This is a genomic window from Arcobacter suis CECT 7833 (genome assembly GCF_003544815.1).
Classification (GTDB): domain Bacteria; phylum Campylobacterota; class Campylobacteria; order Campylobacterales; family Arcobacteraceae; genus Aliarcobacter; species Aliarcobacter suis.
This window is the reverse complement of the sequence record NZ_CP032100.1, coordinates 266891-292935: the sequence shown is the minus strand read 5'-3', so window position 1 is coordinate 292935 and position 26045 is coordinate 266891. Positions and strand designations below refer to the sequence as shown.

Below are 26045 nucleotides of genomic sequence, written 5' to 3'. Positions count from 1 at the left end.
ATGGCTGAATTCTTAAGTCAAGATGAAATTGATGCTCTTTTAGATATTGCTGAACAAGGTGAAGATATTGAAACACCTATAGAAAGGATTGTTTCAAAGGAAAAAAATTACTCTATTTATGATTTTAAGAAACCAAATAGAATATCACCAGAGCAGTTAAAAGCCTTTTCTGCAATGCACGACAAAATGCTTAGAGATTTTATCAATGATTTATCTTCAATGCTTAGAAAAATCGTTGATGTTAAGTTATATTCGATTGAACAAATGACTTATGGGGAATTTATTTTATCTATTCCTCAAATTACTTCATTAAATACTTTATCTATTAAACCACTTGATGGAAGGATTGTAATTGAGTGTAACCCTGCTATTTCACATAAAATTATTGCTGAATTATTAGGTTCAGGTGCTGTTAACACGAGTGATAACATTGATAGAGAATTAACAGAAATAGAAGTTGAGATTCTTGAACATTTTTATAAAATGTTTATAAAAAATCTCTATAAAGCTTGGAGTGATATTTCAAAGTTAAATTATAAAATCGAATCAAGAGATACAAATGCAAATGCTATTCAAATCGTATCTGACCATGAAATAGTTTTACTTGTTGTTTTAGAAATAACTATTGATGAAGAATCTGGATTTTTATCTATTTGTTATCCTATTTCTTATTATGAACCTTTATTAAATAAAGTAGTTGAGAAAATATTTAGTGAAGGGAAAAATAGAAAATCTAGTAGAAAAAGAGATATTAAAACACTAATTTCTGGTGCTAGAATGAAAATTGAATCAATTATGGCAGAAACTGAACTTACTACATATGAAATTCTTAATTTAAAAGTTGATGATGTTATTGTATTTAATAAAAATGCAACATCTTCATCTGCTACAATTTATATAAATAAAAAAGAAAAATTTTCTGCAATTTCTGGTATTTCAAATAATAGAAAAGCTATCCAAATAAAAGCAAATCTTGATAGAGAAAAACAAGAGACTTTAGATAATTTAAGAGCTATGAGAGAAGAAAGAGAAGTAAAAGCTAAAGAAATGTCTGAAAATATTAAAAAGTTATTAGAACAAAAAGATAGTTAAAAACTATCTTTTTTAATCAATACTTTTTATGCTCCAAGAGATTCTTTCTCCTGCATACATTGGAATAACACTTTCATAATTATACTCATAAGCTGAGGGAACTATAAAATCTTTTTTTACTAATGTTATTGTTTTTTTTACAGGTTTTAAACCATATATTTTTTGTGCGTTCAAAGATACAAATTTATTTAGATTATCTAAGCATCCATGTTTCTCAAAAAGTTGTGTTAAAACTTGTAAAGCGATTGGTGAAGTAAATACACCAGCTGCACAGCCACAAGACTCTTTTTTATGTTTAGGATGTGGTGCAGAATCACTTCCAAACATTAATTTAGGATGTGCTCCTAATGCTGTATTTAATAAAGCTGTTCTATCTTCAGGTCTTTTTGCAATAGGTTTACAAAACAAATGTGGATTTAACATACCTCCAGCAACATCATCAAGAGTAATCAATAAATGATGTAAAGTAACTGTTGCATATAAATTTTCATATTTATCAAGTAATTCAATAGCTTCTTTTGTTGTGATATGTTCCATAATGATTTTAAGATTAGGAAAAGCTTTTGCCAATGATTCATAAATTGGCATAAATTCTTTTTCTCTGTCCATTACAAAACCATTTGTTTCACCATGAATACATAATGGAATTCCCAGTTTACTCATAGATTCCAATGTTGGTCTTAAAACTTCGACATCCATAGAAGAAACACCTGTTTCAGAATTTGTAGTAATTCCTGCTGGATAAAGTTTGATACCAATAATATCTTTTTTTATATCTTCTAAAAATTCATAAGAATAATCATTTTTAAAAAATAATGTTAAATATGGTTCAAATTTATCTTCTTTACAAACAGTATTTATTCTTTGTTTATACGATAATAAATCTTCTTTTGTTGTAATTGGTGGTATCAAATTTGGCATAACTAAAGCACCACTAAAAGTCTCAGAAGTTAACGGACCCACCAAACCTAACATGTCACCATCCCTTAAATGGAGGTGCATGTCTAAAGGTTCATTTATTTCAAAAGTAGAAATATTAGTCATTAGATAGCTTCCTCATCTTGCTCACCAGTTCTGATTCTAACAATTTTTTCTACTGGTGAAACAAAGATTTTTCCATCTCCAATTTTTCCTGTTTTTGCAGCTTCAATAATTACTGAAATTATTGAATCAACATTTTCATCAGCAACAATTAATTCTAATTTTATCTTTGGTAAGAAATCCACTACATATTCAGCTCCTCTATAAAGCTCACTATGTCCTTGTTGTCTTCCATAACCTTTTACATCAGATACAGTCATACCAGTAACACCTGCTTGTGATAATGCATCTTTTACATCTTCAAGTTTAAATGGTTTAATTACAGCTTCAATTTTTTTCACTATTAATCCTTTTTTTAGTTCTTATATTTTAACAAAATTTTTTTAAATTAATATTAGAATGCTCTTTTAAATTCAGGATAAGCTTCAAGACCACACTCTTCAACATCTAATCCTTGCATTTCTTCATCATTTCCAGCTCTTAATGGTATTATTTTATTTATTAAATATAATGTCACAAAAGAGCTAACAAAAGCAAATACTCCAATAATTAAAATACCTTTTACTTGACCCCACATTGTTATTTCTTCTGCATTTGAAGCAAAAATACCTACAGCTAATGTTCCCCAAATACCATTTAAAAGGTGTACTGATAAAGCACCAACTGGATCATCAATTTTAACCTTATCAAAAAACGATACTCCAATAACTACCAAACAGCCACCAAATGCACCTATTAATATTGGTGTATAAATATCATATAAATCTGGACCTGCTGTAATTGATACTAATCCACCTAATGCACCATTTAAAATCATAGTTAAATCAAGTTTTTTATACACTAATTGCATGATTATTGCAACTATTATAGCTCCACTTAAACCTGCGGTATTTGTATTCATTATCGTCAAAGCAACTAAATCAGCATTCTCTTTACTTGCAATTGAACCTACACTTCCACCATTAAATCCAAACCATCCAATCCATAATAAAAATGCACCTAATGTTACTAAAGGAATATTTGAAGCTGGAATTACTCTAATTCCTCCTTCTTTTGTATATCTTCCCTTTCTAGCACCAATTATTAAAATTGCAGCTAATAAAGCCCAACCACCAGTACTGTGAATTACAGTTGAACCAGCTAAATCATACATAGATAATTCTAAAATTGTACCTTCAAGAAAATTTGCTCCCCATGTAATATTTACTACTAATGGATAAAAAACTGATGCCATGATAATTGTAAATAATGCTAATGGTATAATTTTTGCTCTTTCACTAACCCCACCACTCATAATATTTACAACTTTACCAACAAATGCCATTTGAAATAAAAATACAGCCCATTTGCTCATAATATCACTTCCAAATTCTCCAAAAGCTAAAGAATAACCAAACAATAAAAAAGATAGTGATGCAACTGCATAAATAAGAGTATTTATCGTTAACACTGCTGTAACATTTTTTGTTCTTACTATTCCAGCTTCCAACATAGCAAAACCTGGAACCATAAAGATGATTAATGTCATCGCAAAAATTGCGTACAAAGTGTTAATGATGTAAGAGATAGATTCTATACTCATAATATTCCTTAATTTTTTAGATATTATAACAGTATAAAAAATATAATATAAATCACATATTGTATAATTTATATACATAAAGAGGAAAAATATTCCTTTTATAAAAAATTAAACAGCTCCTTTATCAACATATTTTTACAACTAACTATGCTCTTTTAAATTCAGGATAGGCTTCTAATCCTGTTTCATGAATATCTAAACCATTAACTTCTGTTTCCTCATCAACTCTTAATCCAACTAAGATATCTATGATTTTCCATACAATAAATGATGATACAAAAACAAATGCACCAACCACAACTATACCTTTTATTTGTGTTAAAAGAGCAATTTCAGGATTAAAAATACCAACAGCTAATGTTCCCCAAATACCTGCAACCAAATGAACAGATAAAGCACCAACTGGATCATCAATTCTTAATTTATCAAAAAATGGAACAGCAAAAACTACTAATGCTCCACCAATTAAACCTTCAATTAAAGCAACATTAATTCCTAAATCAGGTCCTGCTGTACAAGAAACAAGTCCTGCTAATGTTCCATTTAAAACCATTGTTAAATCAATTTTTTTATAAATAAGTTGGGTTAAAATAGCAGCCATTAATCCACCTGCACAAGCAGCCATATTTGTACTTGCAACAACTAACGCTATTCCATCAATATCTTCTTTTGAACCAAGGGCTAATTGAGAACCACCATTAAATCCAAACCATCCCATCCATAAAATAAATGTCCCAAGAGTAGCCATTGGAAGATTTGAGCCAGGAATTGGTCTTACTTGTCCATCTTTCCCATATTTACCTTTTCTAGCTCCTAGAATTAAAACTCCTGCGAGTGCTGCCCATCCACCAACAGAATGAACAATAGTTGAACCAGCAAAATCAGAAAATCCTGCCATTAAACCCCCAAGTTCTGAACCACCCCATGACCAATGTCCTTGAATTGGATAAATAATACTTGTTAAAATTATTGTAAAAATTAAAAATGGCCATATTTTCATTCTTTCTGCAATAACTCCAGAAATTACAGAAGCAGAAGTTGCAACAAATACAACTTGAAAAAAGAAATCTGCCATTACAGGATATCCCATCTCTGCATTTGTTTTACCAGATAACATTGCTCCACTTCCAATGAAGGCATTTCCATCACCATACATAAAATTGTATCCTACGAAATAAAACATAATACAAGATATAGCAAATAATGCGATGTTTTTTGTCAAAACTGTTGCAGAATTTTTACTTCTTGTTAATCCAGATTCAAGCATAGAAAAACCAGCAGCCATCCACATTACAAGTATTCCTGCGAATATAAATAGAAAACCATCTAAAATATATTTTACATCAGCAAAATTTTCCATAAGACTCCTTTGTCTATATAATCTATTTCAATTATATAAATTTTATATAACCTTGTAAATATATTATTGTATATTTTATACTCATAGATAATATTTTTTATTTATTTTCATTGTTAAAGCATAGAAGCTGATTTTTTATTATATAATCACAAATAAATTATATTATATAAATATTGGTTGGTAAGATGTTCAAAAAGCTCATAAATAAGAGTAAAAGCACAGAAGAAGAATTTTTTAAAGAATTATTAAATCAAAATATAAACAACGAAAAGCTAGATAAAATGCATAGTGAACTCGGTTTAGATTTAAATGATTTATACATTCATAATGAACATATTTTACATTATTGTTGTAAGAAAGATTTATTTCAAGCTGTTGTTTGGCTTATCACAAATGGAATAAATGTAGAGATTGAAAACGATCAAGAAGAAACTGCAATTTTTTATGCAATACATGCCAAAAATAGTGCCATATTACAAATTTTAATTAATAATAAAATAGATATTAATCATTTGAATATACATAAACGAACAGCTTTACAAGATGCTGTAATTAGTGCAAATAATAGAATTGTAAATTATTTAATTCAAGTTACAAGAGCTTTAGATAATTGTGATATTCATGGGAATAATCTTATCTTTGATGCAGTTGCAAATGGAAATATTGAAATCATCAAAAAAGTTGGTTCACTCAAAGAATTAAATATAAACCAAGTTAATAGAGATGGAAATACTATTTTACATAAAGATTTAGTTACTGGAAATAATGAATTAGCTTTATTACTTATGGAACTAGGTGCAAATCCAACTATCACTGATAAAGATGGTAAGAATTTTCTATTTTATGCTATATCAAAAGGTATAAAAAATATTGACTTAATAGAAAAAGCTTTAGAATTGGGTTGTAATATAAATAGTAGAAGTAATAAAAATAAAACTCTTCTAATGGAATCGATAAACTATTTTTTAAAAACTCCCAAAGAAGAGATAGAAACAAGAACTGACCATTTAGAAATGATAAAAGAATTAATTCGTTTAGGAATAAGTATAAATGCTGTTGATAACAACAATGAAAATGCACTCTTTTTAGCTACAAAAAGTGAAGATAGAGAATTAATAAATACATTTTTTGAAGATGATTATAAAATAGATTTAAATCAACAAAATAATCAAGGAGACACTGTATTACTAATTCTAGCTCTAAACGGTATTAGAAATATTGACTTATTAAAATTATATTTAAAAAAAGGTGCGAATCCAGATTTACTAAACAACAGTGGTAAATCTCTTGTGGAAATACTTATTGATATAATTTTATATTCAGAAAATAGAAAACCTTTAGATTTTGAATATGAAATATTATTAAATGAAGATGCCGAATATGCAAATGTATTAGAAACAATTTTAAAAAGCCATAATGTTGATATAAATATGCTAAATTCAAAACATGAACCTCTATTTTTTGATTCTATTGTTCATTTTAATTTTAAACTATTTAAGTTACTAAGAATTAAAAATATTAATTTAAATCAAAAAGATAAAGATGGAAATAATATTATTTTTAAACTTATGGATTACAACGATAAAAATCTAATAAAAGACAAAAAGCTGTACTTAAATACAATTAAAAGTCTTATAAATGCAGGTGTAGATATTAATGCGAAAAACAACGAAGGATTAACGGCACTTCACATTGCAGTTGGTGAAAAATGTGAATATACAATAAGACTTCTTCTTGAAATGAGAGCTGATTGTTTTGTTACAGATAAACAAGGAAGAAGTATTATTCATACTTGTATTTGGAAAAATACTACAAAATATTTTAGACTATTACATCACTACAATAAAGAAATAATAAATTTACCAGATAATTATGGAATAAGACCTATAAATTATGCAGCATTTATGGGAAAAAAAGATTTAGTTATAGAAATGTTAGATGTTGGGGCATTAGTAAATAATTTAGAAAAAAAAGATCCTAAAATATTACAATTTCTTCAAAAATTTCACTCAAATATTAAAACTATTTCAAAAGGTATTGAAGATTCAAGTAATGTAAAAAAACTGAACGCATTAGCTGAAAATATGATTAAAGAATTTAATATAGTTTAAGTTGAATAATATCGCATTTGTATGATAAATAAACAGATACTTTATATTTCTTTCTCATAATTTTCATATAATATGATAAAAAATATACAGGATTCACATGAAAGAGTTTTTTGAAACATATATACAACATCAAGAAGATATAGAATATTTTTTACAAGAGAGCTTGAAAAATTCAGGAATTTTATCAAATCATAAAAAAAACGATTTTAAACAACTATATGAAATTTTTCCTTCTTTAGAACTTGTTTACATTGTAAACAAAGATACTAAAATTCAAACTTCAGAAAATTTTTATAGATATAAAATAGATGAAAATGCAAGAAACAAAGATCGTTCTCATTTAATTTCTAAACTACATTTTAAAGAGTCAAATATCGCTTTTTCAAAGCCTTATATTAGTAGTGCAACTCGAAGTAATTGTGTAACAGTTACAATAAAAGAAGGTGATGATATCTTTTTCTTAGATTTTCAAATAGATATTTTATTACAAAAATTAAATCTTATTGAATTAAATAAACCTTTTCATAGTATTACAAAAGGTTTTTATATTTTAGCTGGGCTTTCGATGATGGTTTTATCAGTATTTACTATTTTATTTTCTATTTATGATTTTATGACTTATCTTTTTTCGAATCATGCTTTATCTCTTGAGATGATTTTTAAACCAATAATTGCACTTACTTTAAGTATTGCAATATTTGACTTGGCAAAAACTATTTTAGAACAAGAAGTATTTTTTAAATCTTATGCAAAAAATTCAAAAGTAGAAACAAAAATTCTAACAAAGTTCTTAACAACTATTATTATTGCTCTTTCTATTGAGGCTTTAATTGTTGTGTTTAAGATTGCAATTAACGATTATGTTCAAATGATAAATGCCTTTTATTTAATTGCTGGAATTGCATTAATATTAGTTTCTTTAACTATATTTATTCACTATTCAAATAAAAGATCAAAAAATACCGCTGAATAATTTTAAGAAATATAGAGTATATAACTCTATATTTCTTATTCTATTGGAATACTTATTTCAAATAAAGCGCCAATAAATTTTTGATTTTCATAAATAGTTTCTTCATTTGAAACTTTTATTTCTCCTAAAAGATGTTTTACAATAATCTCTTCACACATATAAAGACCAATACCTGTACCGTTACTTTTGTGTTTTGTAGTAAAATAAGGTTCAAAAATTCTATCAATAATATCTTTTTTTATTCCACCTGCATTATCTTTTATTTTTATAATTAAAGAGTTTTGACTTTTATATAAATCCATAAAAATAACTCTATTTTCCTGATTTTCGATTTTGAGTAATTCATCTTTTGCATTATTTAAAATATTTATTATTACTTGCAATAACTCATTTTCATAACTATATACAGTTAACTCTTCAACATTTTGAATAATTTTTATATGTTTATTAGAAAAATCAATACTAACAATTTTTATACATCTATTTATTAAGCTTTTTGTATTAAATAGATTTTTATCTTTATCAGGAGAAAAATAGTATCTAAAATCATCAATAGTATTTGATAGATAATTTGCTGTTTCAATTATGTGTGAAAGTTCCTCTTCATATTCTAAATCACTTAAAACTCCATACTCTTTTTTTAATTTTAAAGATGAAGCCACAGTTGTAATAACAGATAAAGGTTGTCGCCATTGATGAGCTATATTTTCTATCATTTCACCCATCGCTGCCATTTTATTATGTTGGAATAAGATTTTATTTTGTTCATTATTTCTAAAAATTTCATCATTAACTGTTTGTTTTAAAGATACATTTAATTCTTTTAATTTTTTTGAATAAATATAATAAACAATAAAAAAAATAGTAGTACATAATAGTGCTACAAAAAATGCCAAATACCAAAAGGATTGCATTTTAAACTGTTTTATTTCTAAAACATCTATTGTTTCTATATTTTTCATTATCAAAAAATTTGCTAATTTTTTTCCTGATTGTATTATTGGAACATTTATTATTAAATAATTATCTTTTATTAAATAACCTTGTAAATCTAAAATAGTTCCCAAATCTTGTTTTTCTAAATACCCTAATAATTCTTTATTTGCAGAAACATTTGCAACATAATAATCCTTCAAAAATATCTTAGAAAAACTATGTTCTTTTAACTGATTTGTGAACTCTTTTTCAACAATGATAAAAGGTTCTAAATTATCAGAATCTTTTAATTCTTTTGTTATTGAATTAAAATGTGTAACAATATCTAAGACACCTAAAAACTGATTATTGTGATAAATTGGGATTATTGATTTGAAAGTAATATCATATTTTCCAACACTTATTGTGCTTTTTATTTGTGGATTTTTGTATAATTCTTGTAAATCTAATCTTAAATTTTTGATCTTATCAAATCTATCAGCTGTCCAACTTCTATATATCGAAATTCCATTTTTATCTATCAACTGAAACCAAACATTTTTAAAGTCTGTATGTTCATTTAATTTATTTGCTAAATTATTTAAATCATAAATTTCTTGATTTAAAAAAGAAGTTTTTATTTTGTCATTTTCACTTAATGTCAAAGCTATGGCTAAAGTGGCATTTTGCTTTGTTTGAATTAATGAATTTACTTTATTTTCTAAATTATTTGTCAAATCACTATATTTCTTTTCAAGTAATTCTTTTTCTTTACCTAAAATAAAATACATTCCTAAAAAAATGGAAATAATAACAATTAAAGTTAGTGATATTACTAATGAAAGAATATACCTATTTTTTTCCATATTTTGATACCTTAAAATAATTAATTTTTTAACTAAACATTATATAACAAAAAAGTTTTTTTATTAATTTTAATTATTGTATAATTTATATACAAAAAAATAAAAGATTTTTATTTTTATACAGTATAATATTTTTTAATCTCGCAAAGTAAAGATTAAAAAAGAGGTGGTAGATTATGCAAGACTTTATTGCAGAAGATGGGATTTCAAAAGAGATATTAAATTCAGCTAAGCTTTTACAAGCTGTTCAGGTGAATGCACTTATTTTAGGTAATGCTGGTACTGGTAAAAAATCTCTAGCAAAATATATACTACCAAATTCAGATATTTACGAAGCTAAAAACTTACAAAAAGATATTAGTGATGATGTAATTCTTTTACAAAATGAAGCTATCATCATAGATAAAATACATGAGATAACAAATATTGATTTATTTTTAAAATGGTTAGAAGATAACAATATCCGAGTTATTGCAATTTCTAATACTGAAAACTTAAATCAAAAATTAAGGGATATTTTTTCAATTAATCTTGAAATTCCTAATTTATCAAAAAGAGAAGAAGATACAAAGGCCTTGGTGAATAAATTCTCACAAGAAGCTAGTTCAATTCTAGATTTACCAAAAATTCCCTCTTCAAAATTAATAGTAAACATCTCAAATAATACTCACAGTTTAAGAAAATCTATCTACTTTTCATACCTTTTTGAAACAATTGGAGAACATGAAATTTTAATGTTTTTAGAAAAATATATTAGTGAAAATTTATATGGAGAAAATTCATATAAAGATTTATCATATATTTTTGAAGTTCCATTACTTAAAGCCTCAACAAAAAAATATAAATCACAGGTTCAAGTTGCAAAACATTTAGGATTAAATAGAATTACATTAAGAAAGAAATTAGAGATTTATAAAGACTTATTATGATTGAATTAAGTATACAAATCGAAGAGCTTATATCAAATAACGCTACCGATTTTCAAATCTCAAAAGTTTTTAAAACTTATTATAAAAACTATTTAGACTCTATTGATACCACAGTTGAAACAACTGGTGGAAAAGATTTTTTCATAAAACATACAAAACACACTGACAAGTTTTTAATTTTACTTTATAAGTATATTTTACGAAAAAATTTTGGTTCACATCAACCTATGAGTTCTTCTATTCCCATTAGTTTAGTTGCTTTAGGTTCATATGGAAGAGAACAGCTTTGTATCTATTCTGACATTGATATTATGCTTTTATACGAAAATGTTAAAGGTTATAATCTAAAAAATATCATGGAAGAGTTTATAACTTTAGCTTGGGATTGTGGTTTAAAATTAGGCTCGAGAGTTCATGAATTAAGAGAAATTTCAGATGCTGTAAAAGAAGATATAACAATAAAAAGTTCTATTTTGGAATCAAGATTAATTTATGGTTCAAAAAATCTTTGGTTTGGATATGAAAATGTTTTATCAAAAATTAGAAAAACAAATCAAAAAGAGTTTGTTTTAGACAAACTTGAAGAACATAAACAAAGATTATTAAAATATCCATTAAAAATGGAACCAAATATAAAAGATGGTTATGGTGGAATAAGAGAATCAAATATGATGTATTGGATGGCAAATATTTTATATGGAGCAACCAATACAAAAGATTTAATTGGAACACAATTTACAGAAGATGAATACAAAAAGTATAGACAAGCTTTAGAGTTTATCTTTCAAGTTAGAAATGCTTTACATAATATAGCAAGAAAAAAACAAGACCAAGTTACTTTTGATATTTTGCCAGAATTAAGTTCTAAATTAGGATTTAAAAATAAACCAAGATATACAAAAGATAGACTTTGTATGACAAAAATCTTATCTTGTTTACATATTATTCATAGTTTCACAGCAACTATGGTGAAAAAATTTACAAGACAAACTTTATTTGAAGCATCAAATATCCCAAAATTAAGAAAATTAAGATTTAAAAAGAATCTTTATATTATCGATAATACTTTAGTTTGTTCTTTTCATAGAAAAGAACAAACTTTAAATACTTTATTAAAAGAGTTAATTGAACTTCCTGTTGATGTGGAAAGATTTGATAGATCATATATTTATTATGCGAGTCGTGCAAAATTACCAAAAGTTCAAACAAAAGAGCTAAAAAAAAGTATAAAAACTATTTTATCAAAACCAAATTTATATCCTTTAATGAAACTAATTTATAATGCAGGACTATTTCAAGCTGTACTTCCAAGTACAAAAAAGATGATTGATCAACCTCAATTTGATGGTTACCACACTCATCCTGTTGATATTCATTCTATAAAAACTTTGAAATTTTCTCAAAATATAGAAGATCCTTATATAAAATCAATATTTAATGATTTAACAAATGAACAAAAAATAATAGTTAGATTAGTTTCTTTTTTCCATGATATTGGAAAAGGAAGAACAGAAGATCATCATATTGTTGGCGAAAAACTATTTAAAAGTATGATGAAATCTTTTGATTTTAATGAAGAGTTTATAAAGTTAGGTGCAAGACTTGTAAGATACCACAATATGATGTCTTATATGGCAACTCACGAAGATATATATTCGGAAAAAACAATTTTAAATTTTACAGGTCTTATAAAAACAAAAGAGGCTTTAAAACTATTATATGTAGTTACATATTGTGATATTTCAGCTGTTGGAAAAAATATTTTTAATAGCTCAACAGCTTCTTTATTAAAACAACTTTATTTACAATCTCTTCCTGCTTTTGAAAATGAAGACTTTTTAAATGAAAGTAAAAGAAGAATTGCAAAACAAAATGCAATCAAAAATCTTGATAAATACAAAGAAATTCCAGTAACTTTACAGAAAAAAATTATGTATATTGCTTCAAATCAAATTTTTTTAAGACTAAAAGCTGAAGATATTTTGGATATTGCAATAAAAGCAAAAGATGTTGAAAGTTACATTTATAAAATATCAAATGATTCTCAACTTACAATTAGAATTATTAGAAAATCTCCTTTAAATTTAGGATATTTATTAGGAAAATTGGAATTCTTAAATATTGCATCAATGAATATTTTCAAACTTTATGACAATAAAAAAGCCTTTGATATTTCATTTTCTGAAAAAGTTGATAATGAAGATCTATTTTTTATAGAAGAGATTATAAAAGACTCTTTTGACATGAGTAAAACTGTTATTACAAAAACTCCTACAATTAAAAAAGATGATATTAGAATTGACTGTAATCACACAGCTTATTTAGCTTCAATGCACATTATTGCAAAAGATCAAAAAGGTCTTTTTGCATATATTGCAAAAATATTTGATGATTTTAAAGTAGAAATAGAGAGTGCAAAACTGCATACTTTAAATGGTTATGCAAGAGATTTAATACTAATAGAAAAAAATGGAAACTTTTGTTCAAAACAAGAAGAAATTATAAATCTTATTTGTATTAATGATAAAGAAAATTGATTTTTCTTTAGAACTGCTTTTATTATGCTAGAATAGGGGACTTAATATCTTTTTTAAGGTCCATAATGAGAATTTCAAAAAATTATCTTTTAACTCTACTCTTTTTATTGAGCTTTTCTATTTTAAATGCAAATTCAAATATTAAAAAAATAGCTTACATTGTTTCAGATACATCTATTCCTTTTTGGAATATTATGTCTCGAGGAGTAAAAAATAGTGCTGATGTTTTAGGTTATGAAGTTGAAATTTATAATTCACAAAATAGTATAAAAATTGAATTAGAAAATACTATAAAAGCAATAAATGATAATGTCTCTGGAATAATTATCTCACCAAATAACTCATCTTCTTGTGTAACTGTTTTAAAACTTGCCAAAAAAGCAAATATTCCTGTAGTAATTTCAGATATTGGAACAGATTCTGGTGAATATATTTCATATATCTCTTCAAATAATGAAAAAGGTGCTTATGATATTGGAAAAATTTTAGCTGAACAAATGTCTATTTTAGGAATTCCAAATCCTAAAGTTGCAATTATTGCCATCCCACAAAAAAGATTAAATGGACAAGAAAGAACTGCTGGTTTTATAAAAGCAATAAATGAATACTCTATAAAAAATATAGATTTAAAACAACAAGTAACTTTTTCAAAAGAAGAAACTTATAATTTTACAAAAGAATTAATAAATAAGAATCCAGAATTAAATGCCATTTGGCTTCAAGGTTCTGATAAATATCAAGGGGCTTTAGATGCAATTTATGAAAGTGGGAAAAAAGACAAAATTTTACTTCTTACTTTTGATGCTGAACCTGAATTTCTAAATCTTATTACAAATAATACTTTAGTTGCTTCAGCAATGCAACAACCTTTTTTAATGGGAGAAAAAGCAATTATTTCTTTACATAAGTATTTTAATAATGAAGAAATTGAAAAAGATTATAAACTTCCAGTTCTTGCAATTTCTAAAGAAAATATTGAAGATAATCTAATAATAATCAAAAGAAATGTATTTGGACTAGATTATAAAACTAATAAAAAAATCAAAACAAATGAATATTAAAAATGTATAATCCAAAAAAATCTTTATACCTAATTCTTTTTACAATTATTATTTTAACAGTAACTATAATAATTTCTGTAAACTTAACATATAGCTATTTAAGTATTAAAAATAATATTATTAATAGTATGAAAAATGAATCAAATAATATGGTTATTGAACTAAAAAACAATATCCAAAATTTGATTGCTTCATATTCTATAAATGAATATGAAAAAATTTTACTCAACGAAATGGAATCAAAAGATATTTTATTTGCAATTGTCCTAAAAGATTATAATTTGGGAAAACTTTTAGGTAAAGAATATGAAATTAATGGAAAAATTAGAGATGAAAATTGGAATATTATTGACTATGACGATGGATTACATCAAAAATTAGTATCGCAAGCATATTATGAAAAAGTTTTTGATATAACAAATAATGAGTCAAAAAAAATTGCAACTATTCACATATATATTTCTGATAAAACATTAAATAAAGAATTAGATAAAATTATTTTTAATAATGTAATCGAAGCTATAACTATTTCTTTAATGCTCATTTTATCCCTATTTTTAACAATTAGACACTTTATATTAAAACCTCTTTCTAATATTATTAAAATAATAAATGATACTGATAAAGATGGAATACCTCATAAGAATTTTTCTTTGAAGGGTTCAAAAGAAATATTTTTGCTTTCAAATACCATGAATAATATGATTGAAACGATAAAAAGCTCAAGAAAAACTTTAAGAGACAATGAAAATAGATTAAAATCACTTTTACAAATGAGTCCTATTGCTGTTAGGATTGCAACAAACAATGGAGAAAGAATAGTTTTTGCTAATAACTCTTATCTAAAATTACTACAAATTGATGAAAAAGAGTTATTAAAGCAAAATCCAAAAGTTTATTATATAAAAGAGTCAATATATAAAGATATATTAAATTCTTTAGATAAAAATGAAAGAATTGAGAATAAACTGATTTCTTTAAATATAAACGACTCTGAAGTTTGGGTAATTGCTTCATATATGAATATAATTTATGATGATGAGAATGCTGTTATTGGTTGGTTCTATGATGTTACGGATAAAATCAAAATTCAAAAACAAATAGAAGAACAAAAAAATGAATTTGAAACTATTTTTAACTATTCTATTGATGGTTTAGCAATAGTAGATTTAGAAAGTAATTTTTTAGAGTTTAATGATGCTTATATAAAAATGACTGGTTTTTCGAGAAAAGAGTTGTTAAAAACTTCTTGTATTAAACTTACAGCTCCTGAAGATTTAGAAAAAGCTCAAATTGCACTAGAGGCAATAGTTGAAAAAGGTTTTGTTACAGATTTTGAAAAAACTTGTATAGTAAAAGATAATAGAAGTATTACAGTAGATATGTCTATGGTTTTGCTTCCTGATAAAAAAAGAATTTTATTAAGTATAAAAGACGTAACTCAACATAAACTTATGGAATCCCAATCAAAACTAGCTTCTATGGGAGAAATGATAGGAAATATCGCTCACCAATGGAGACAGCCATTAAGTCTTATTTCAACAATTGCAAGTGGGATAAAAGTACAAATGGAATTTAAACAATTCGATGAAAAAGAACTTATTCCGGATATGGATAATATTATAAAACAAACAACTTATTTATCAAATACAATTGATGACTTTAGAAACTTTATAAAAAACTCAAATGAAAAAGGAGAAATTCAAGTTTCAGATATTATCAAAAAAACTTTATCTATTTTAAATCCATCAATAGTTAATCATAATATTACAATGATACTAAATACAAATGATGATATTAGAATAGATGGTTATGAGAATCAACTTATTCAAGCTTTAATAAATATTCTTAATAATTCAAAAGATGCTTTAAAAGAAAATCTTCAAAATAATGAAGAAAAACTTATTTTTATTGAAACAAAAAATATAAACAATAGTTTGATTTTAAAAATCAAAGATAATGCAGGAGGAATTCCTGAAAATATAATAAATAAAATATTTGAACCATATTTTACAACTAAACATAAAAGTATTGGTACAGGAATTGGATTATCTATTGCTTATCAAATTATTACAAAACATCACGATGCACATATTTTTGCTTCAAATGATACTTATGAATACAATCATAAAACTTACACTGGCGCATGTTTTACAATAATTTTTAATTACATAGAATCAGCTCAAAGCTAATTCTTTAGCCGCTTTAAAATCTTTTTTACCTGTTCCTAGTTTTGGAATTTCATCTACTATTTTTATAGTTGATGGAATCATTAGTTTATTATCAAAATTTATTATCATTTTTTCTTTTAGACTTGTTATAAATTCTTCATCTACCTTTGAAATTAAAAGAACAATTTTTTCGCCTTTTTTTTCATCTTCAACAGAAGTTACTATAAAATCAACCAAAGAATCTTCATCTAAAGCTATGATTTTTGAGATTTTTTCCTCAACTGCTCCAAGGCTTATCATCTCACCTGCAAGTTTTGCAAATCTTGAATATCTATCAACAATAGTTAAAAAGCCATCTTCATCCAATCGTCCTTTATCCCCTGTAATATAATAAGTTTTTCCTTTTATTTTTTTTAGTACTTGAGCTGTTTTTACTTCATCATTTAAATAACCACGCATTACTTGAATACCTGAAATCAAAATCATTCCCTCTTCATTTGTAGCTAACTCTTCAAAAGTTTGAGGGTTCACAATTTTTATTGTAGTTCCAGGAATTGCCATACCAACTGTTCCTATTTTATTTCCAACTTGAACGCTAAAATCAGGAGCTAAAACATCTGGTAAATTACAAGCAGCAACTGGTGAAGTTTCACTTGTTCCATAACCTTCTAAAATATCTTTTCCAAATTTCTTTTTAAAATCATATCTTACATCTTCTCGCAGTTTCTCAGCTCCTGCTACACAAAGTCGCAGACTTTCAAACATCAAAGGATGAACTTTTGAGTTTTTTGTATAAAGTCTAAAGAATGTTGAAGTTCCAGTCATAATTGTGGCTTTATATTGAGAAATTAATTTCCCTAATCCTAAACCATCAGTTGGGTCTGGATGACAAACACATTTTATTCCTTCAATCAAAGGTAAAAATGTAGTAACAACTATTCCAAAAGCATGGAATAATGGCAAAGAACCAACCATAATATCATCATCAGTTGCATTTATAATATTTGCTATTTGTTGCGAATTTCCCAAAATATTATCACTACTTAATTCAACACCTTTTGGAGTTCCTTCACTTCCTGATGAAAATAGGATTAAAACAGTACTTTCTTTTGAAGTCTTTGTTAAATGAATAAATTTCAATAAAAAACTAGGCATTAATTTCACACTAAAATATGTAAAAATTCCTTTTGGTCTTGAAATCTTTTCTTTTAAATCTTCCACATAAATAACCTCAGCCATTTCAAGGATTTCTTTTATGTTTATGCCTTTGTTTTCTAGTTTTTCAATAAACTTTTTTGAAGCTATTATGGTTTTTATCTGAGCTGATTGTACTGCTGTTTTTAAAGAGTTAATTTCACTTGTATAATTTAAATTTACCAGTGTTTTTCCCATCATTAAAACTGAATAATTTATAAAAGCTCCTGCAACAGTTGAAGGAAGTAATAAACCAATATTTTGATTTTTTACTTCTTTTTCTAGTAGATTTTTAAACAAAATAGAAACTGTCAAAAATCTCTCTCCACTTAATTCAAGACCTGTTGAATCAGCAAAAATCATATTAGAACCTACTTCTTTCAACCTATCAAAGATAGTTTCATTTAAAGGTTTTAAATCACGTATATGCTCTTGCCATGATTTAGTAGAAAGTTTTATAAGCTCTTGTTTTACACTTATTATATTTGCTTTTTCTTTTCTCATCATTCTTGAAAAAGATACAGTTACACTATTTGTTTTATTTGATTTTTTAAACTTTTTACTAGCTCGTGAAAACATAGATTCCCAAAGTCCTCTAATATAAAAAGGAACAACTTTTACATCTGTGGTTGTAAGTTCCAAGATTTTTTCAAAACCTCTTTTGAACTCTCCTAAATGTCCATTTCTAGTGATTGCACCTTCTGGAAAAACCACAACAACATTTCCAGCATCTAACTCTTTTGCTATTGTTTGAATTGTATTTTTGCTTGAACCATTTGAAATAGGAATACATTTGAAAATTTTTAAAAGCCAATTTAAATACCATTTTTCATAAATTGGTTTATGCATTACAAATCGTACTTCTCTAGGAGTTGCCATTAAAACAACAGCCCAATCTATCCATGAAATATGATTCCCTAAAAGTAAAACTCCTCCATTTGATGGAATATTTTTTACACCATTTACTTCAAGTTTGTATTTTAATCCAACAATTCTTTTTAAGAATAATAAAATCAAAGATTGTGGTAGTTTATAAATTGTATAAAATGTTCCAATAACAGTAATTAATAAAATCAAATAAAGTGTATTTAATGGATCTAACTCATAATATGAAACTGTTGTAGTAAGAGCCAACATTAAAAACATAGCTAAAGAATTAAACCAATTATTTCCAGCAAGGATAGTTCCTAAAACCTTTTTTTTAGCATTAAATTGAATCAATGCATTTAAAGGAACAACAAATAATCCTCCAAATATTCCAAATACTAAAAAACTCATTCCCAATAAAAAAGGCGTTTGAACAATCGTTGAAACATAAATCATCAAAGCCATTCCCAAAGCTGCAAGGGGAATTGTTCCTATTTCTATATAGTGTTTTGAGATTTTTGAATATAAAATTGAACCAATGGCAATTCCAACTCCAGAAGCTCCAATAACTCCATTTATCATAAAGACATCAGTTATTCCTAAATACTCTTTTACATAAGAAGGAAATACTGCCATCAATGCTTGCGAAACACCCCAAAATACTGATAATCCAATTACAGATAAAGATATGATGTTATTTTCAAATATTGTTTGAATATTCTTAGATAATAACTTTCCTTTAAATAGCTCATTTCTATCTAAAGTTAATGTTTCATTTTTAGTATATGTTGTATTTATTCTTCTTAAAAATAAAAATGAAACCATCATTTCTAAAAAGGCAACTGGCAAAATATAATATGTCAAAGGCAAAATTGCATCTAAAAGTTCTTCTTTTGTTGCAAGTGTTGCTAAATTATTTGTATTATAAAAATTTTCAAATACAAAAGATGCAGAGGCAATTGAAAATAAAATAGCAATAATTGAGGTAGCTTGTAATACAGCATTTCCACTTGAAAGATTTTTTTTACCATAAATATCTATTATAAGTCCAAATTTTGCAGGAGAATAAATGGCACTTTGAACAGCTAATAAAACTAAAGAGAACATCGCAAAATAAAAGTTCCCACTAAGATATGAAATCACCATTAAAATTGATAATAAAAAAGATGAAACAGCTCCATAAATTAAGATATTCTTTTTATTGTATTTATCTGATAAATACCCACTAACTGTAAATAAAAGTAAAAAAGGAATAATAATCAAAGCATTAATTATTGAAATCCAAATAACCTGAGTACTTCCATCAAAGACTTTAAAAGCTATATTTTGTAAAAACACTTTGTGTGCAACATCTACTATTACATTACAAAAAACCACAAATAAAAATGCGATTTTTATATTTAATAAGTTATTTATTTTGTTCATTTTAATTTTCCTTTTTAAATTCAAGAATTGTATGACGATTAAAAATATATGGTTTAAAAGAGTTTAAAATATCAAGAACTAATATCTCAGGTAAAATCCCAATCTTTTCCATAACTTTATCTGACAACTCCTTTTCCATTGAAGCTAATTTTTTACTTGTTTTTACATATTCACTTATAAGTTGAGTTGAAATATCATATTTTTTTAACTCATTAAAGGTTTTTAAAACTTCTATTTCTGTTTTAAAATAAATCTCTTTATCATCTAATAAATCAAGTTCTATTGCTTCATTTACACAATATATTTCTAAATCTTTTTTTGAAATTGGATTTTTTATTTCACTACTTATCATTTCAATTGATTGTAATATTAAATCAGCTCTGTCTTGAAAATTTATATTATAAAAATCAAAAAGTTCTTTTATATAATCAATTGAAAAATTTAGATTTTCTTTAAAATATTTAATCAAATTTAAAACTGTGATTGTAATTTCTGGATAATATTTCATATTTTTTGATGTACTTATGGTATTTGGCAATAGAGCTTTTTTATCATAAAATGAAATTGTGAAATTACTTAAATTTGTAAGTTCTACTAATTCAGACATTTTATAATACTTTTCATCTTTTATAAGTTTCATTTTTACTCCAATAAGTAAAGAGTTATACTCTTTATTTTTAGAAGTATAAAATAAAAAATTATAAAAGTCAAGAGTACAACTCTTTACTTTTATAATTTAAAAAAGGTCTTAAGAAAATAAAAGACAAGAATATTTAAGTATTCGAATATGATAAAGCTTCTAAAATTATAATTGATAGATTTGGAATCCACTAAAACCCCAAATTATGGTCAATACTAGAAGTTTGTATTTCTTTTTGTAACATCTTTAGAGTAAATAAGTTTAGGCAATTAGTTAAAAATAAACTTACATAAATTCGACATAAATTCTAGATATAGTCCATTTATATAAAATAAAAGGATATTTCTTGGAAGAAATAGAAAATAAAAAAAATTGGAAAAATTATACTGTTAAAAGTTTAGCTTTTTGGGTTATTATTGCAATTATCGCGGGTATTATTTTTGGTATGGTTGATCCCAAATTAGCAGTTCAAGCAAAACCTGGTATTGATTGGTTTATTCAAGGACTTAAATGGCTTGTTGGACCTATTATATTTTTAACAATTATTTCAGGTATTGTTGGATTAAAAAGTCTTAAAGAAGTTGGAACAATTGGATTTAAAGCATTTATTTACTTTGAAATCGTAAGTACATTTGCTTTAGCAATCGGTGTTTTATTTGGTAATTGGTTTGCACCAGGAAGTGGAATGAACCTTTCAGTTGATTCATTAGATCCAGCAAGTGTTGCAAAATATACAAATGCTAATCAAGATGTTGGTTCTGTTTGGTCTATTTTAAAAGGTGCAATTCCAAGTGATCCAATCACTCCATTTTTAAATGGTCAAACTCTTCAAGTTTTAGTAATGGCTTTAACTTTAGCTGTTTTAATTTCTGCATTTGGTGGGCCTTACAAAGAAAAAATCTTAAATCCTATTGAAACTGCTCAAAACTTTTTCTTCAAGATTTTAACTGTTTTAATGTGGTTAAGTCCAATTGCAAGTTTTAGTGCTATGTCATTTTTAATTGGTAAATTTGGTATTGCATCTTTAGTTAATATGGCTAGTTTACTTGGTGTTATGTTTATTTCTGTTGTTGCATTTATTTTTATTGTACTTGGTATTATTTTAGCTATCTTTAAAATTAATGTATTCAAATTTATGAGATTTATTTATAAAGAAGTATTAATTGTATTTGCTACATCTTCAAGTGAATCTGCTCTTGCTCCATTAATGAAAAGACTTGAATCAGCGGGTGTAAGTAGAGGAACAACTGGATTAGTTATTCCAACAGGATATTCATTTAATCTAGATTGTACAAATATATATTTATCTCTTTCAATTATCTTTTTATCACAAGCGTTTAATCTTCCATTAACTCTTGGTGAACAATTAAGTATCATTATTATTTTAATGATTACATCAAAAGGTGCAGTTGGAGTTACAGGTTCTGGATTTATAGTTCTAGCTGGAACACTTTCAGCAATGGGTGGAATTATTCCTGTTGTTACAGTTGCTGTTTTATTAGGTGTTGATAAATTTATGAGTGAAATGAGAGCTGTTGGAAATCTGTGTGGAAATGCAGTTGCAGCTGTTGTTGTTGGTGCTTGGGATAAACAAATTGATATGGAAAAATTCAAATATTCACTTGATCACCCAGAAACTGTTAAAGATGAGATTTTAGGGTAATTTCTTTTAAAATTAAAGAGGCATTTCCTCTTTAATTTTTTCTAACTTCTAACTAAACTTTATAAAATTCTTTTCAATAAACATATTTTTAAATCCAAACTCTTTTTTTATCCATTCAAAAGTTTTTTCTCTAAAAATAAAAACATGGGTTAAATCATTTTTATACCACCACTTTGAGAAATCAATATTATCTTTATAAATTCCCGTCATCAAATACAAAGTTGAGTCATCTTTTAATAAAGATTTCAGAAGTTCAAACTCTTTTTTAGGATTATAAAAATGCTCGATTACTTCACAACAAGCGATATAATCATATTTCTGTTCTAATAGTTTTTTATCATCAAAAAAATATGGGTCATATTCAAATATTTTATATTCATTTTGTCTTAAAACTTTGATTATGGGAGAGTCTTTCCCACAACCAAAATCCAAACCTAAATCACTCTTTTTATATTCATTTAAAATAGAATTGGTAATCGGAGCTACAAAATTTCGATAACCTAAATCATCTGAATTATTTGTATGGCTTTCATATCTTTGTTTTTCTTTTTCATTATCAAGTAGTTTTTCTTTTGGTCTAAATATACCTTTACAACAAATACATTCATAAAATTCATCTTTATAAAATGGTGTTGAACTATTTTGACAAAGGGGACACTTTGGCATCAAAACTCCTATTTTTTTATAAAATATTTTAGCATAATAAGTCATATAGCTACTTTTGGCTATTATAAAAAGAAAAAAGGACAAAAATGGAAATAGAATTATATATAGGATTCATAAGCTTCTTTTTAACAGCTTTAGCTTTAGTAGTTGTTTTTCTTTACTTATATGCTCTTGTTACACCTTATGATGATTATAAACTTATTTTTGAAGATAATAATATAGCTGCTGCTTTAGGATTTGGTGGAGCAATTATTGGAGTTTCAATTCCACTATATAGTGCATTAGTAAACTCTGTTTCTTATACTGATTTTGTTATTTGGGGAGTTATTGCAATACTTATTCAACTAATTTTTGCTCTTGTTGTTACAAGAATTAGTGGTAAATATTCCCTTGAATCAAAAATCTCTCAAGGTGTTGTTCCAGTTGGAATTTTAATGGCATTTTTATCTATTTGTATAGGTCTTTTAAATGCAGGGTCAATGAGTTATTAATAACTCATTAATTCTTTATGAACAATAAATTACCCTTGTATTAATTTTATAACCTCATCAACACTAAGAACTTTTCCACTACTTTTTACTGTTCCATCAACAACAAGTGCTGGTGTACTCATAACACCATAATTCATGATTTCAACTATATCTTCAACTTTTTTTATTTCGTGAAAACCACCAATTCTCGCTACAGCTTGTTTTGTAACTTCCTCAAGTGTTTTACACTTTGAACAACCTGTTCCTAAAATCTCTATTTTCATCTTTTTACCTTATTTTTGATTTCCAATTAATATAATACTTGCACCTAAAATACAAATGCCAGCACCTATTAAATCCCATTTATTAAAGCTCTCTTTTTCAACTAAAACTAACCACAATAACGAAGCTACTATATAAATTCCACCATAAATTGCATAAACTCTTCCTGCGTGTTCCACATCAATTTTTGTTAAAACATAAGCAAAAAGAATCAAAGAAATAACTCCTAAAGCTATCCACCAAGGAGTTTTTTCAAGTCTAAAATATAACCAAAAAGCAAAACATCCAAATATTTCAAAAAAAGCTGCAATAAAAAAGATTCCAATATTTCCTATCATTTTTTATCCTACTAAATAATTTAAAGTATATCCAGTTAAAAGTATAGCAATACCCACTACACCAAAAAATATTCCAATTAATTTTATTGATATTACTCTTTTTAAAATCATAGCTTCTGGTAAACTAAGAGCAACTATCGCCATCATAAATGAAAGTGCAGTTCCTATTAAAACACCTTTTTGTGTTAAAACTTCTATAATTGGTAAAATTCCTAATTCATTTGAATACATAGGAATTCCTGCTATTACTGCAACTATTGGCGCATACCAAACATCGCCACCTGCATATTTACTAATAAAATCTTCTGGAATAAATCCATGAATAAATGCACCAACTCCCACTCCAATGATTATATAAAGATATATTTTTTTAAAAATATCTACTGAATAATCCCACGATTCTTTTATTCTATGTTTAAACAGAGTTCCATCTTCTGTGTAACTTATATTATCAAGGGGTTTTACTTCAATTAAAACTTCTTTTTCCATATTCATAGCCCCAATTACAAGTCCTACAACAATAGAGATTATTACTCCAAAAGCAACATAAAGCACAGCTATTTTCCAACTAAACATTGAGATTAAAAGAGCAAATACCACAGGGTCACTAAGTGGTGCTGAAACTAAATAACTAAATGCAACTCCCAAAGGAATTCTTGCTTGTAAAAATCCTAAAAAAAGTGGTATTGCACTACAAGAACAAAAAGGAGTTATAATTCCAAAAATTGAAGCTAAGATATGTCCCACAATTTTATTTTTCCCACTTAAATACACTCTTACTTTTTCAAGAGGAAAATAACTTCTTAAAAATGTAATTAAATATACAATAACTATTAAAAGAATAAATATTTTAATTGTATCAAAAACAAAAAAATGAACTGCATCACCAAGTTTAGTACCTTTTACAAGTCCTAATATATCAAATACTAAGATAGCACTTAGATTATTCCACCACTCAAACATCTATTTTAAAGCCTCAACAACTTTTGGAAGTAAAACTTCTTCTATCTCTTTATATGTAGCTTCAAATGCTTCAAAACCTTTTCCATCTGGATCTTCAAATCCAACATGAATTTTTGCTACTGGTTTTGGAAACATAGGACAAGTCTCATTTGCATGATCACAAACAGTTACAATTAAATCATAATCATTATTTATTACAGTATCAAGTGTTTTTGAGTGGTATTCTTCTTTCCAAATTCCTTTTTCTTCAAGTAACTTTTTAGCATTTGGATTTACTCTTCCACTTGCTTTTACACCACTTGAATCTGCACTAATTCCTTCTAATTTAGCATTAATTAAAGCTTCTGCAATAATACTTCTACAAGAATTTCCTGTACATAAAATTAAAACTTTTTTTGTTGAATTACTCATTTTTTATCCTTTGATTATGATTTACATGCCAAGATTCAGGGAATCCTGCTTTTATGTGTTGATTTTTCACTAACTCTATAAACTTTAAAATATTTACTTTTAACTTATCTTTTGATTGTATAACCTTAGCTTTTTTCTCTTCATAAGTTCCATTACAAGCAGGACTTGAAATATTCCAGTGTAAAACCCCATCAAGACTTGGGAAAATTGGACAAGGCTCTTTTTTAGCTTCATCACAAACAGTTATTACATAATGAAAATGTTTACCCTCTTTGAAATAGTCTAAAATATTGTTTGTTGTGTAAGATGAAATATCCATATTTTCATCTTCACTTATAACTTCAACTGCCATAGGATTTAACTCGCCTGCATTTATTCCTGCACTTAAAACCTCAAAATCATCTCCACCATATTTTGATAATAAAGCTTGTGCCATTTGGCTTCTTGTTGTATTGTGACTACATATAAATAAAACTTTTGTTTTCAAT

22 protein-coding genes are annotated in these 26045 nt (G+C 26.1%); 9 read left to right on the top strand and 13 right to left on the bottom strand.

Annotated elements, in window-relative coordinates; genetic code table 11:
• Complete coding sequence (fliM, locus tag ASUIS_RS01375; protein WP_118885359.1) at positions 1-1092, top strand: flagellar motor switch protein FliM; 1092 nt, start codon at positions 1-3, stop codon at positions 1090-1092.
• Between the two features lie 12 nt (positions 1093-1104).
• Here fliM and pyrC read toward each other — a convergent pair whose 3' ends face one another.
• The 4 genes from pyrC to ASUIS_RS01355 all read right to left on the bottom strand — a co-directional run bounded on the left by pyrC (position 1105) and on the right by ASUIS_RS01355 (position 5075).
• A complete protein-coding gene (gene pyrC / locus ASUIS_RS01370; protein WP_118885358.1) occupies positions 1105-2136 on the bottom strand; it encodes a dihydroorotase in 1032 nt (343 codons plus the stop codon).
• Positions 2136-2474 (bottom strand): P-II family nitrogen regulator, encoded by a 339-nt coding sequence (locus ASUIS_RS01365; RefSeq protein WP_118885357.1) that lies wholly within the window; start codon positions 2472-2474, stop codon positions 2136-2138. Before ASUIS_RS01365 ends, pyrC begins: the two co-directional genes overlap by 1 nt.
• A 53-nt stretch (positions 2475-2527) precedes the next feature.
• Positions 2528-3715: an ammonium transporter gene (locus ASUIS_RS01360; RefSeq protein ID WP_118885356.1), complete on the bottom strand. Its 1188-nt coding sequence runs from the start codon at positions 3713-3715 to the stop codon at positions 2528-2530.
• A gap of 145 nt (positions 3716-3860) precedes the next feature.
• Positions 3861-5075 carry an ammonium transporter family protein gene (locus ASUIS_RS01355; protein WP_118885355.1) on the bottom strand — a complete coding sequence of 405 codons (1215 nt, stop codon included), beginning with the start codon at positions 5073-5075 and terminating at the stop codon, positions 3861-3863.
• 185 nt (positions 5076-5260) lie between these two features.
• On the opposite strand from ASUIS_RS01355, the gene ASUIS_RS01350 reads away from it, so the two are divergent.
• Together ASUIS_RS01350 and ASUIS_RS01345 are read left to right on the top strand one after the other, a co-directional pair.
• Positions 5261-7186 carry an ankyrin repeat domain-containing protein gene (locus ASUIS_RS01350; protein ID WP_118885354.1) on the top strand — a complete coding sequence of 642 codons (1926 nt, stop codon included), beginning with the start codon at positions 5261-5263 and terminating at the stop codon, positions 7184-7186.
• A 97-nt stretch (positions 7187-7283) separates the two neighbouring features.
• Positions 7284-8159, top strand: a complete 876-nt coding sequence (locus ASUIS_RS01345; protein ID WP_118885353.1) for a hypothetical protein — start codon at positions 7284-7286, stop codon at positions 8157-8159.
• Between the two features lie 35 nt (positions 8160-8194).
• Here the strand turns inward: ASUIS_RS01345 and ASUIS_RS01340 are convergent, their stop codons facing one another.
• On the bottom strand, positions 8195-9940 hold the full coding sequence (locus ASUIS_RS01340; RefSeq protein WP_118885352.1) for a sensor histidine kinase: 1746 nt from the start codon (positions 9938-9940) through the stop codon (positions 8195-8197).
• Positions 9941-10116: 176 nt separating this feature from the next.
• Between ASUIS_RS01340 and ASUIS_RS01335 the strand changes: the two genes are divergently transcribed.
• The 4 genes from ASUIS_RS01335 (at position 10117) to ASUIS_RS01320 (ending at position 16659) form a co-directional block, all read left to right on the top strand.
• Positions 10117-10869, top strand: coding sequence for a transcriptional regulator (locus ASUIS_RS01335; protein ID WP_118885351.1), 753 nt, complete (start codon positions 10117-10119; stop codon positions 10867-10869).
• A complete protein-coding gene (locus ASUIS_RS01330) occupies positions 10866-13406 on the top strand; it encodes a [protein-PII] uridylyltransferase family protein (protein ID WP_118885350.1) in 2541 nt (846 codons plus the stop codon). Before ASUIS_RS01335 ends, ASUIS_RS01330 begins: the two co-directional genes overlap by 4 nt.
• Positions 13407-13471: 65 nt before the next feature.
• Entirely contained in the window at positions 13472-14467 is a 996-nt protein-coding gene (locus ASUIS_RS01325) for a substrate-binding domain-containing protein (RefSeq protein ID WP_118885349.1), read from the top strand.
• A 2-nt stretch (positions 14468-14469) separates the two neighbouring features.
• Complete coding sequence (locus tag ASUIS_RS01320; protein WP_118885348.1) at positions 14470-16659, top strand: PAS domain S-box protein; 2190 nt, start codon at positions 14470-14472, stop codon at positions 16657-16659.
• Here the strand turns inward: ASUIS_RS01320 and ASUIS_RS01315 are convergent.
• Complete coding sequence (locus ASUIS_RS01315) at positions 16645-20124, bottom strand: acyl-[ACP]--phospholipid O-acyltransferase (RefSeq protein ID WP_118885347.1); 3480 nt, start codon at positions 20122-20124, stop codon at positions 16645-16647. The two genes, ASUIS_RS01320 and ASUIS_RS01315, sit on opposite strands and share 15 nt — an antisense overlap.
• 1 nt (position 20125) lies before the next feature.
• Entirely contained in the window at positions 20126-20764 is a 639-nt protein-coding gene (locus ASUIS_RS01310; RefSeq protein ID WP_118885346.1) for a MerR family transcriptional regulator, read from the bottom strand.
• Positions 20765-21110: 346 nt separating this feature from the next.
• On the opposite strand from ASUIS_RS01310, the gene ASUIS_RS01305 reads away from it, so the two are divergent.
• A complete protein-coding gene (locus ASUIS_RS01305; protein ID WP_118885345.1) occupies positions 21111-22427 on the top strand; it encodes a cation:dicarboxylate symporter family transporter in 1317 nt (438 codons plus the stop codon).
• Between the two features lie 48 nt (positions 22428-22475).
• On the opposite strand, the gene ASUIS_RS01300 is transcribed toward ASUIS_RS01305, so the two are convergent.
• Positions 22476-23093: a class I SAM-dependent methyltransferase gene (locus tag ASUIS_RS01300; RefSeq protein WP_226799950.1), complete on the bottom strand. Its 618-nt coding sequence runs from the start codon at positions 23091-23093 to the stop codon at positions 22476-22478.
• A gap of 86 nt (positions 23094-23179) precedes the next feature.
• Here ASUIS_RS01300 and ASUIS_RS01295 point away from each other — a divergent pair, with 86 nt between their 5' ends.
• The gene (locus ASUIS_RS01295) at positions 23180-23584 is read left to right on the top strand and encodes a DUF350 domain-containing protein (RefSeq protein WP_118885344.1); all 405 of its coding nucleotides are present in this window, start codon (positions 23180-23182) and stop codon (positions 23582-23584) included.
• A gap of 29 nt (positions 23585-23613) precedes the next feature.
• Here the strand turns inward: ASUIS_RS01295 and ASUIS_RS01290 are convergent, their stop codons facing one another.
• Genes ASUIS_RS01290 through ASUIS_RS01270 form a run of 5 tightly spaced genes read right to left on the bottom strand, consistent with a single transcriptional unit; the run spans position 23614 to position 26044 of the window.
• Entirely contained in the window at positions 23614-23847 is a 234-nt protein-coding gene (locus tag ASUIS_RS01290) for a thioredoxin family protein (RefSeq protein ID WP_118885343.1), read from the bottom strand.
• A gap of 9 nt (positions 23848-23856) precedes the next feature.
• Positions 23857-24183 carry a YnfA family protein gene (locus ASUIS_RS01285; protein WP_118885342.1) on the bottom strand — a complete coding sequence of 109 codons (327 nt, stop codon included), beginning with the start codon at positions 24181-24183 and terminating at the stop codon, positions 23857-23859.
• A 3-nt stretch (positions 24184-24186) separates the two neighbouring features.
• Positions 24187-25146, bottom strand: coding sequence for a permease (locus ASUIS_RS01280; protein WP_118885341.1), 960 nt, complete (start codon positions 25144-25146; stop codon positions 24187-24189).
• Positions 25147-25557, bottom strand: a complete 411-nt coding sequence (locus ASUIS_RS01275) for an arsenate reductase ArsC (protein WP_118885340.1) — start codon at positions 25555-25557, stop codon at positions 25147-25149.
• Positions 25550-26044: an arsenate reductase ArsC gene (locus ASUIS_RS01270; protein WP_118885339.1), complete on the bottom strand. Its 495-nt coding sequence runs from the start codon at positions 26042-26044 to the stop codon at positions 25550-25552. The genes ASUIS_RS01275 and ASUIS_RS01270 overlap by 8 nt, the downstream gene beginning before the upstream one ends.
• Between the last annotated feature and the right edge of the window lies 1 nt (position 26045).

What these genes read in the sequence shown, in the direction of transcription:
- fliM (WP_118885359.1), top strand. Translation starts at nt 1, where the DNA reads ATGGCTGAATTCTTAAGTCAAGATGAAATTGATGCTCTTTTAGATATT.
- pyrC (WP_118885358.1), bottom strand. Translation starts at nt 2,136, where the DNA reads ATGACTAATATTTCTACTTTTGAAATAAATGAACCTTTAGACATGCAC.
- ASUIS_RS01360 (WP_118885356.1), bottom strand. Translation starts at nt 3,715, where the DNA reads ATGAGTATAGAATCTATCTCTTACATCATTAACACTTTGTACGCAATT.
- ASUIS_RS01355 (WP_118885355.1), bottom strand. Translation starts at nt 5,075, where the DNA reads ATGGAAAATTTTGCTGATGTAAAATATATTTTAGATGGTTTTCTATTT.
- ASUIS_RS01350 (WP_118885354.1), top strand. Translation starts at nt 5,261, where the DNA reads ATGTTCAAAAAGCTCATAAATAAGAGTAAAAGCACAGAAGAAGAATTT.
- ASUIS_RS01345 (WP_118885353.1), top strand. Translation starts at nt 7,284, where the DNA reads ATGAAAGAGTTTTTTGAAACATATATACAACATCAAGAAGATATAGAA.
- ASUIS_RS01340 (WP_118885352.1), bottom strand. Translation starts at nt 9,940, where the DNA reads ATGGAAAAAAATAGGTATATTCTTTCATTAGTAATATCACTAACTTTA.
- ASUIS_RS01335 (WP_118885351.1), top strand. Translation starts at nt 10,117, where the DNA reads ATGCAAGACTTTATTGCAGAAGATGGGATTTCAAAAGAGATATTAAAT.
- ASUIS_RS01330 (WP_118885350.1), top strand. Translation starts at nt 10,866, where the DNA reads ATGATTGAATTAAGTATACAAATCGAAGAGCTTATATCAAATAACGCT.
- ASUIS_RS01325 (WP_118885349.1), top strand. Translation starts at nt 13,472, where the DNA reads ATGAGAATTTCAAAAAATTATCTTTTAACTCTACTCTTTTTATTGAGC.
- ASUIS_RS01320 (WP_118885348.1), top strand. Translation starts at nt 14,470, where the DNA reads ATGTATAATCCAAAAAAATCTTTATACCTAATTCTTTTTACAATTATT.
- ASUIS_RS01315 (WP_118885347.1), bottom strand. Translation starts at nt 20,124, where the DNA reads ATGAACAAAATAAATAACTTATTAAATATAAAAATCGCATTTTTATTT.
- ASUIS_RS01310 (WP_118885346.1), bottom strand. Translation starts at nt 20,764, where the DNA reads ATGAAACTTATAAAAGATGAAAAGTATTATAAAATGTCTGAATTAGTA.
- ASUIS_RS01300 (WP_226799950.1), bottom strand. Translation starts at nt 23,093, where the DNA reads ATGCCAAAGTGTCCCCTTTGTCAAAATAGTTCAACACCATTTTATAAA.
- ASUIS_RS01295 (WP_118885344.1), top strand. Translation starts at nt 23,180, where the DNA reads ATGGAAATAGAATTATATATAGGATTCATAAGCTTCTTTTTAACAGCT.
- ASUIS_RS01290 (WP_118885343.1), bottom strand. Translation starts at nt 23,847, where the DNA reads ATGAAAATAGAGATTTTAGGAACAGGTTGTTCAAAGTGTAAAACACTT.
- ASUIS_RS01285 (WP_118885342.1), bottom strand. Translation starts at nt 24,183, where the DNA reads ATGATAGGAAATATTGGAATCTTTTTTATTGCAGCTTTTTTTGAAATA.
- ASUIS_RS01280 (WP_118885341.1), bottom strand. Translation starts at nt 25,146, where the DNA reads ATGTTTGAGTGGTGGAATAATCTAAGTGCTATCTTAGTATTTGATATA.
- ASUIS_RS01275 (WP_118885340.1), bottom strand. Translation starts at nt 25,557, where the DNA reads ATGAGTAATTCAACAAAAAAAGTTTTAATTTTATGTACAGGAAATTCT.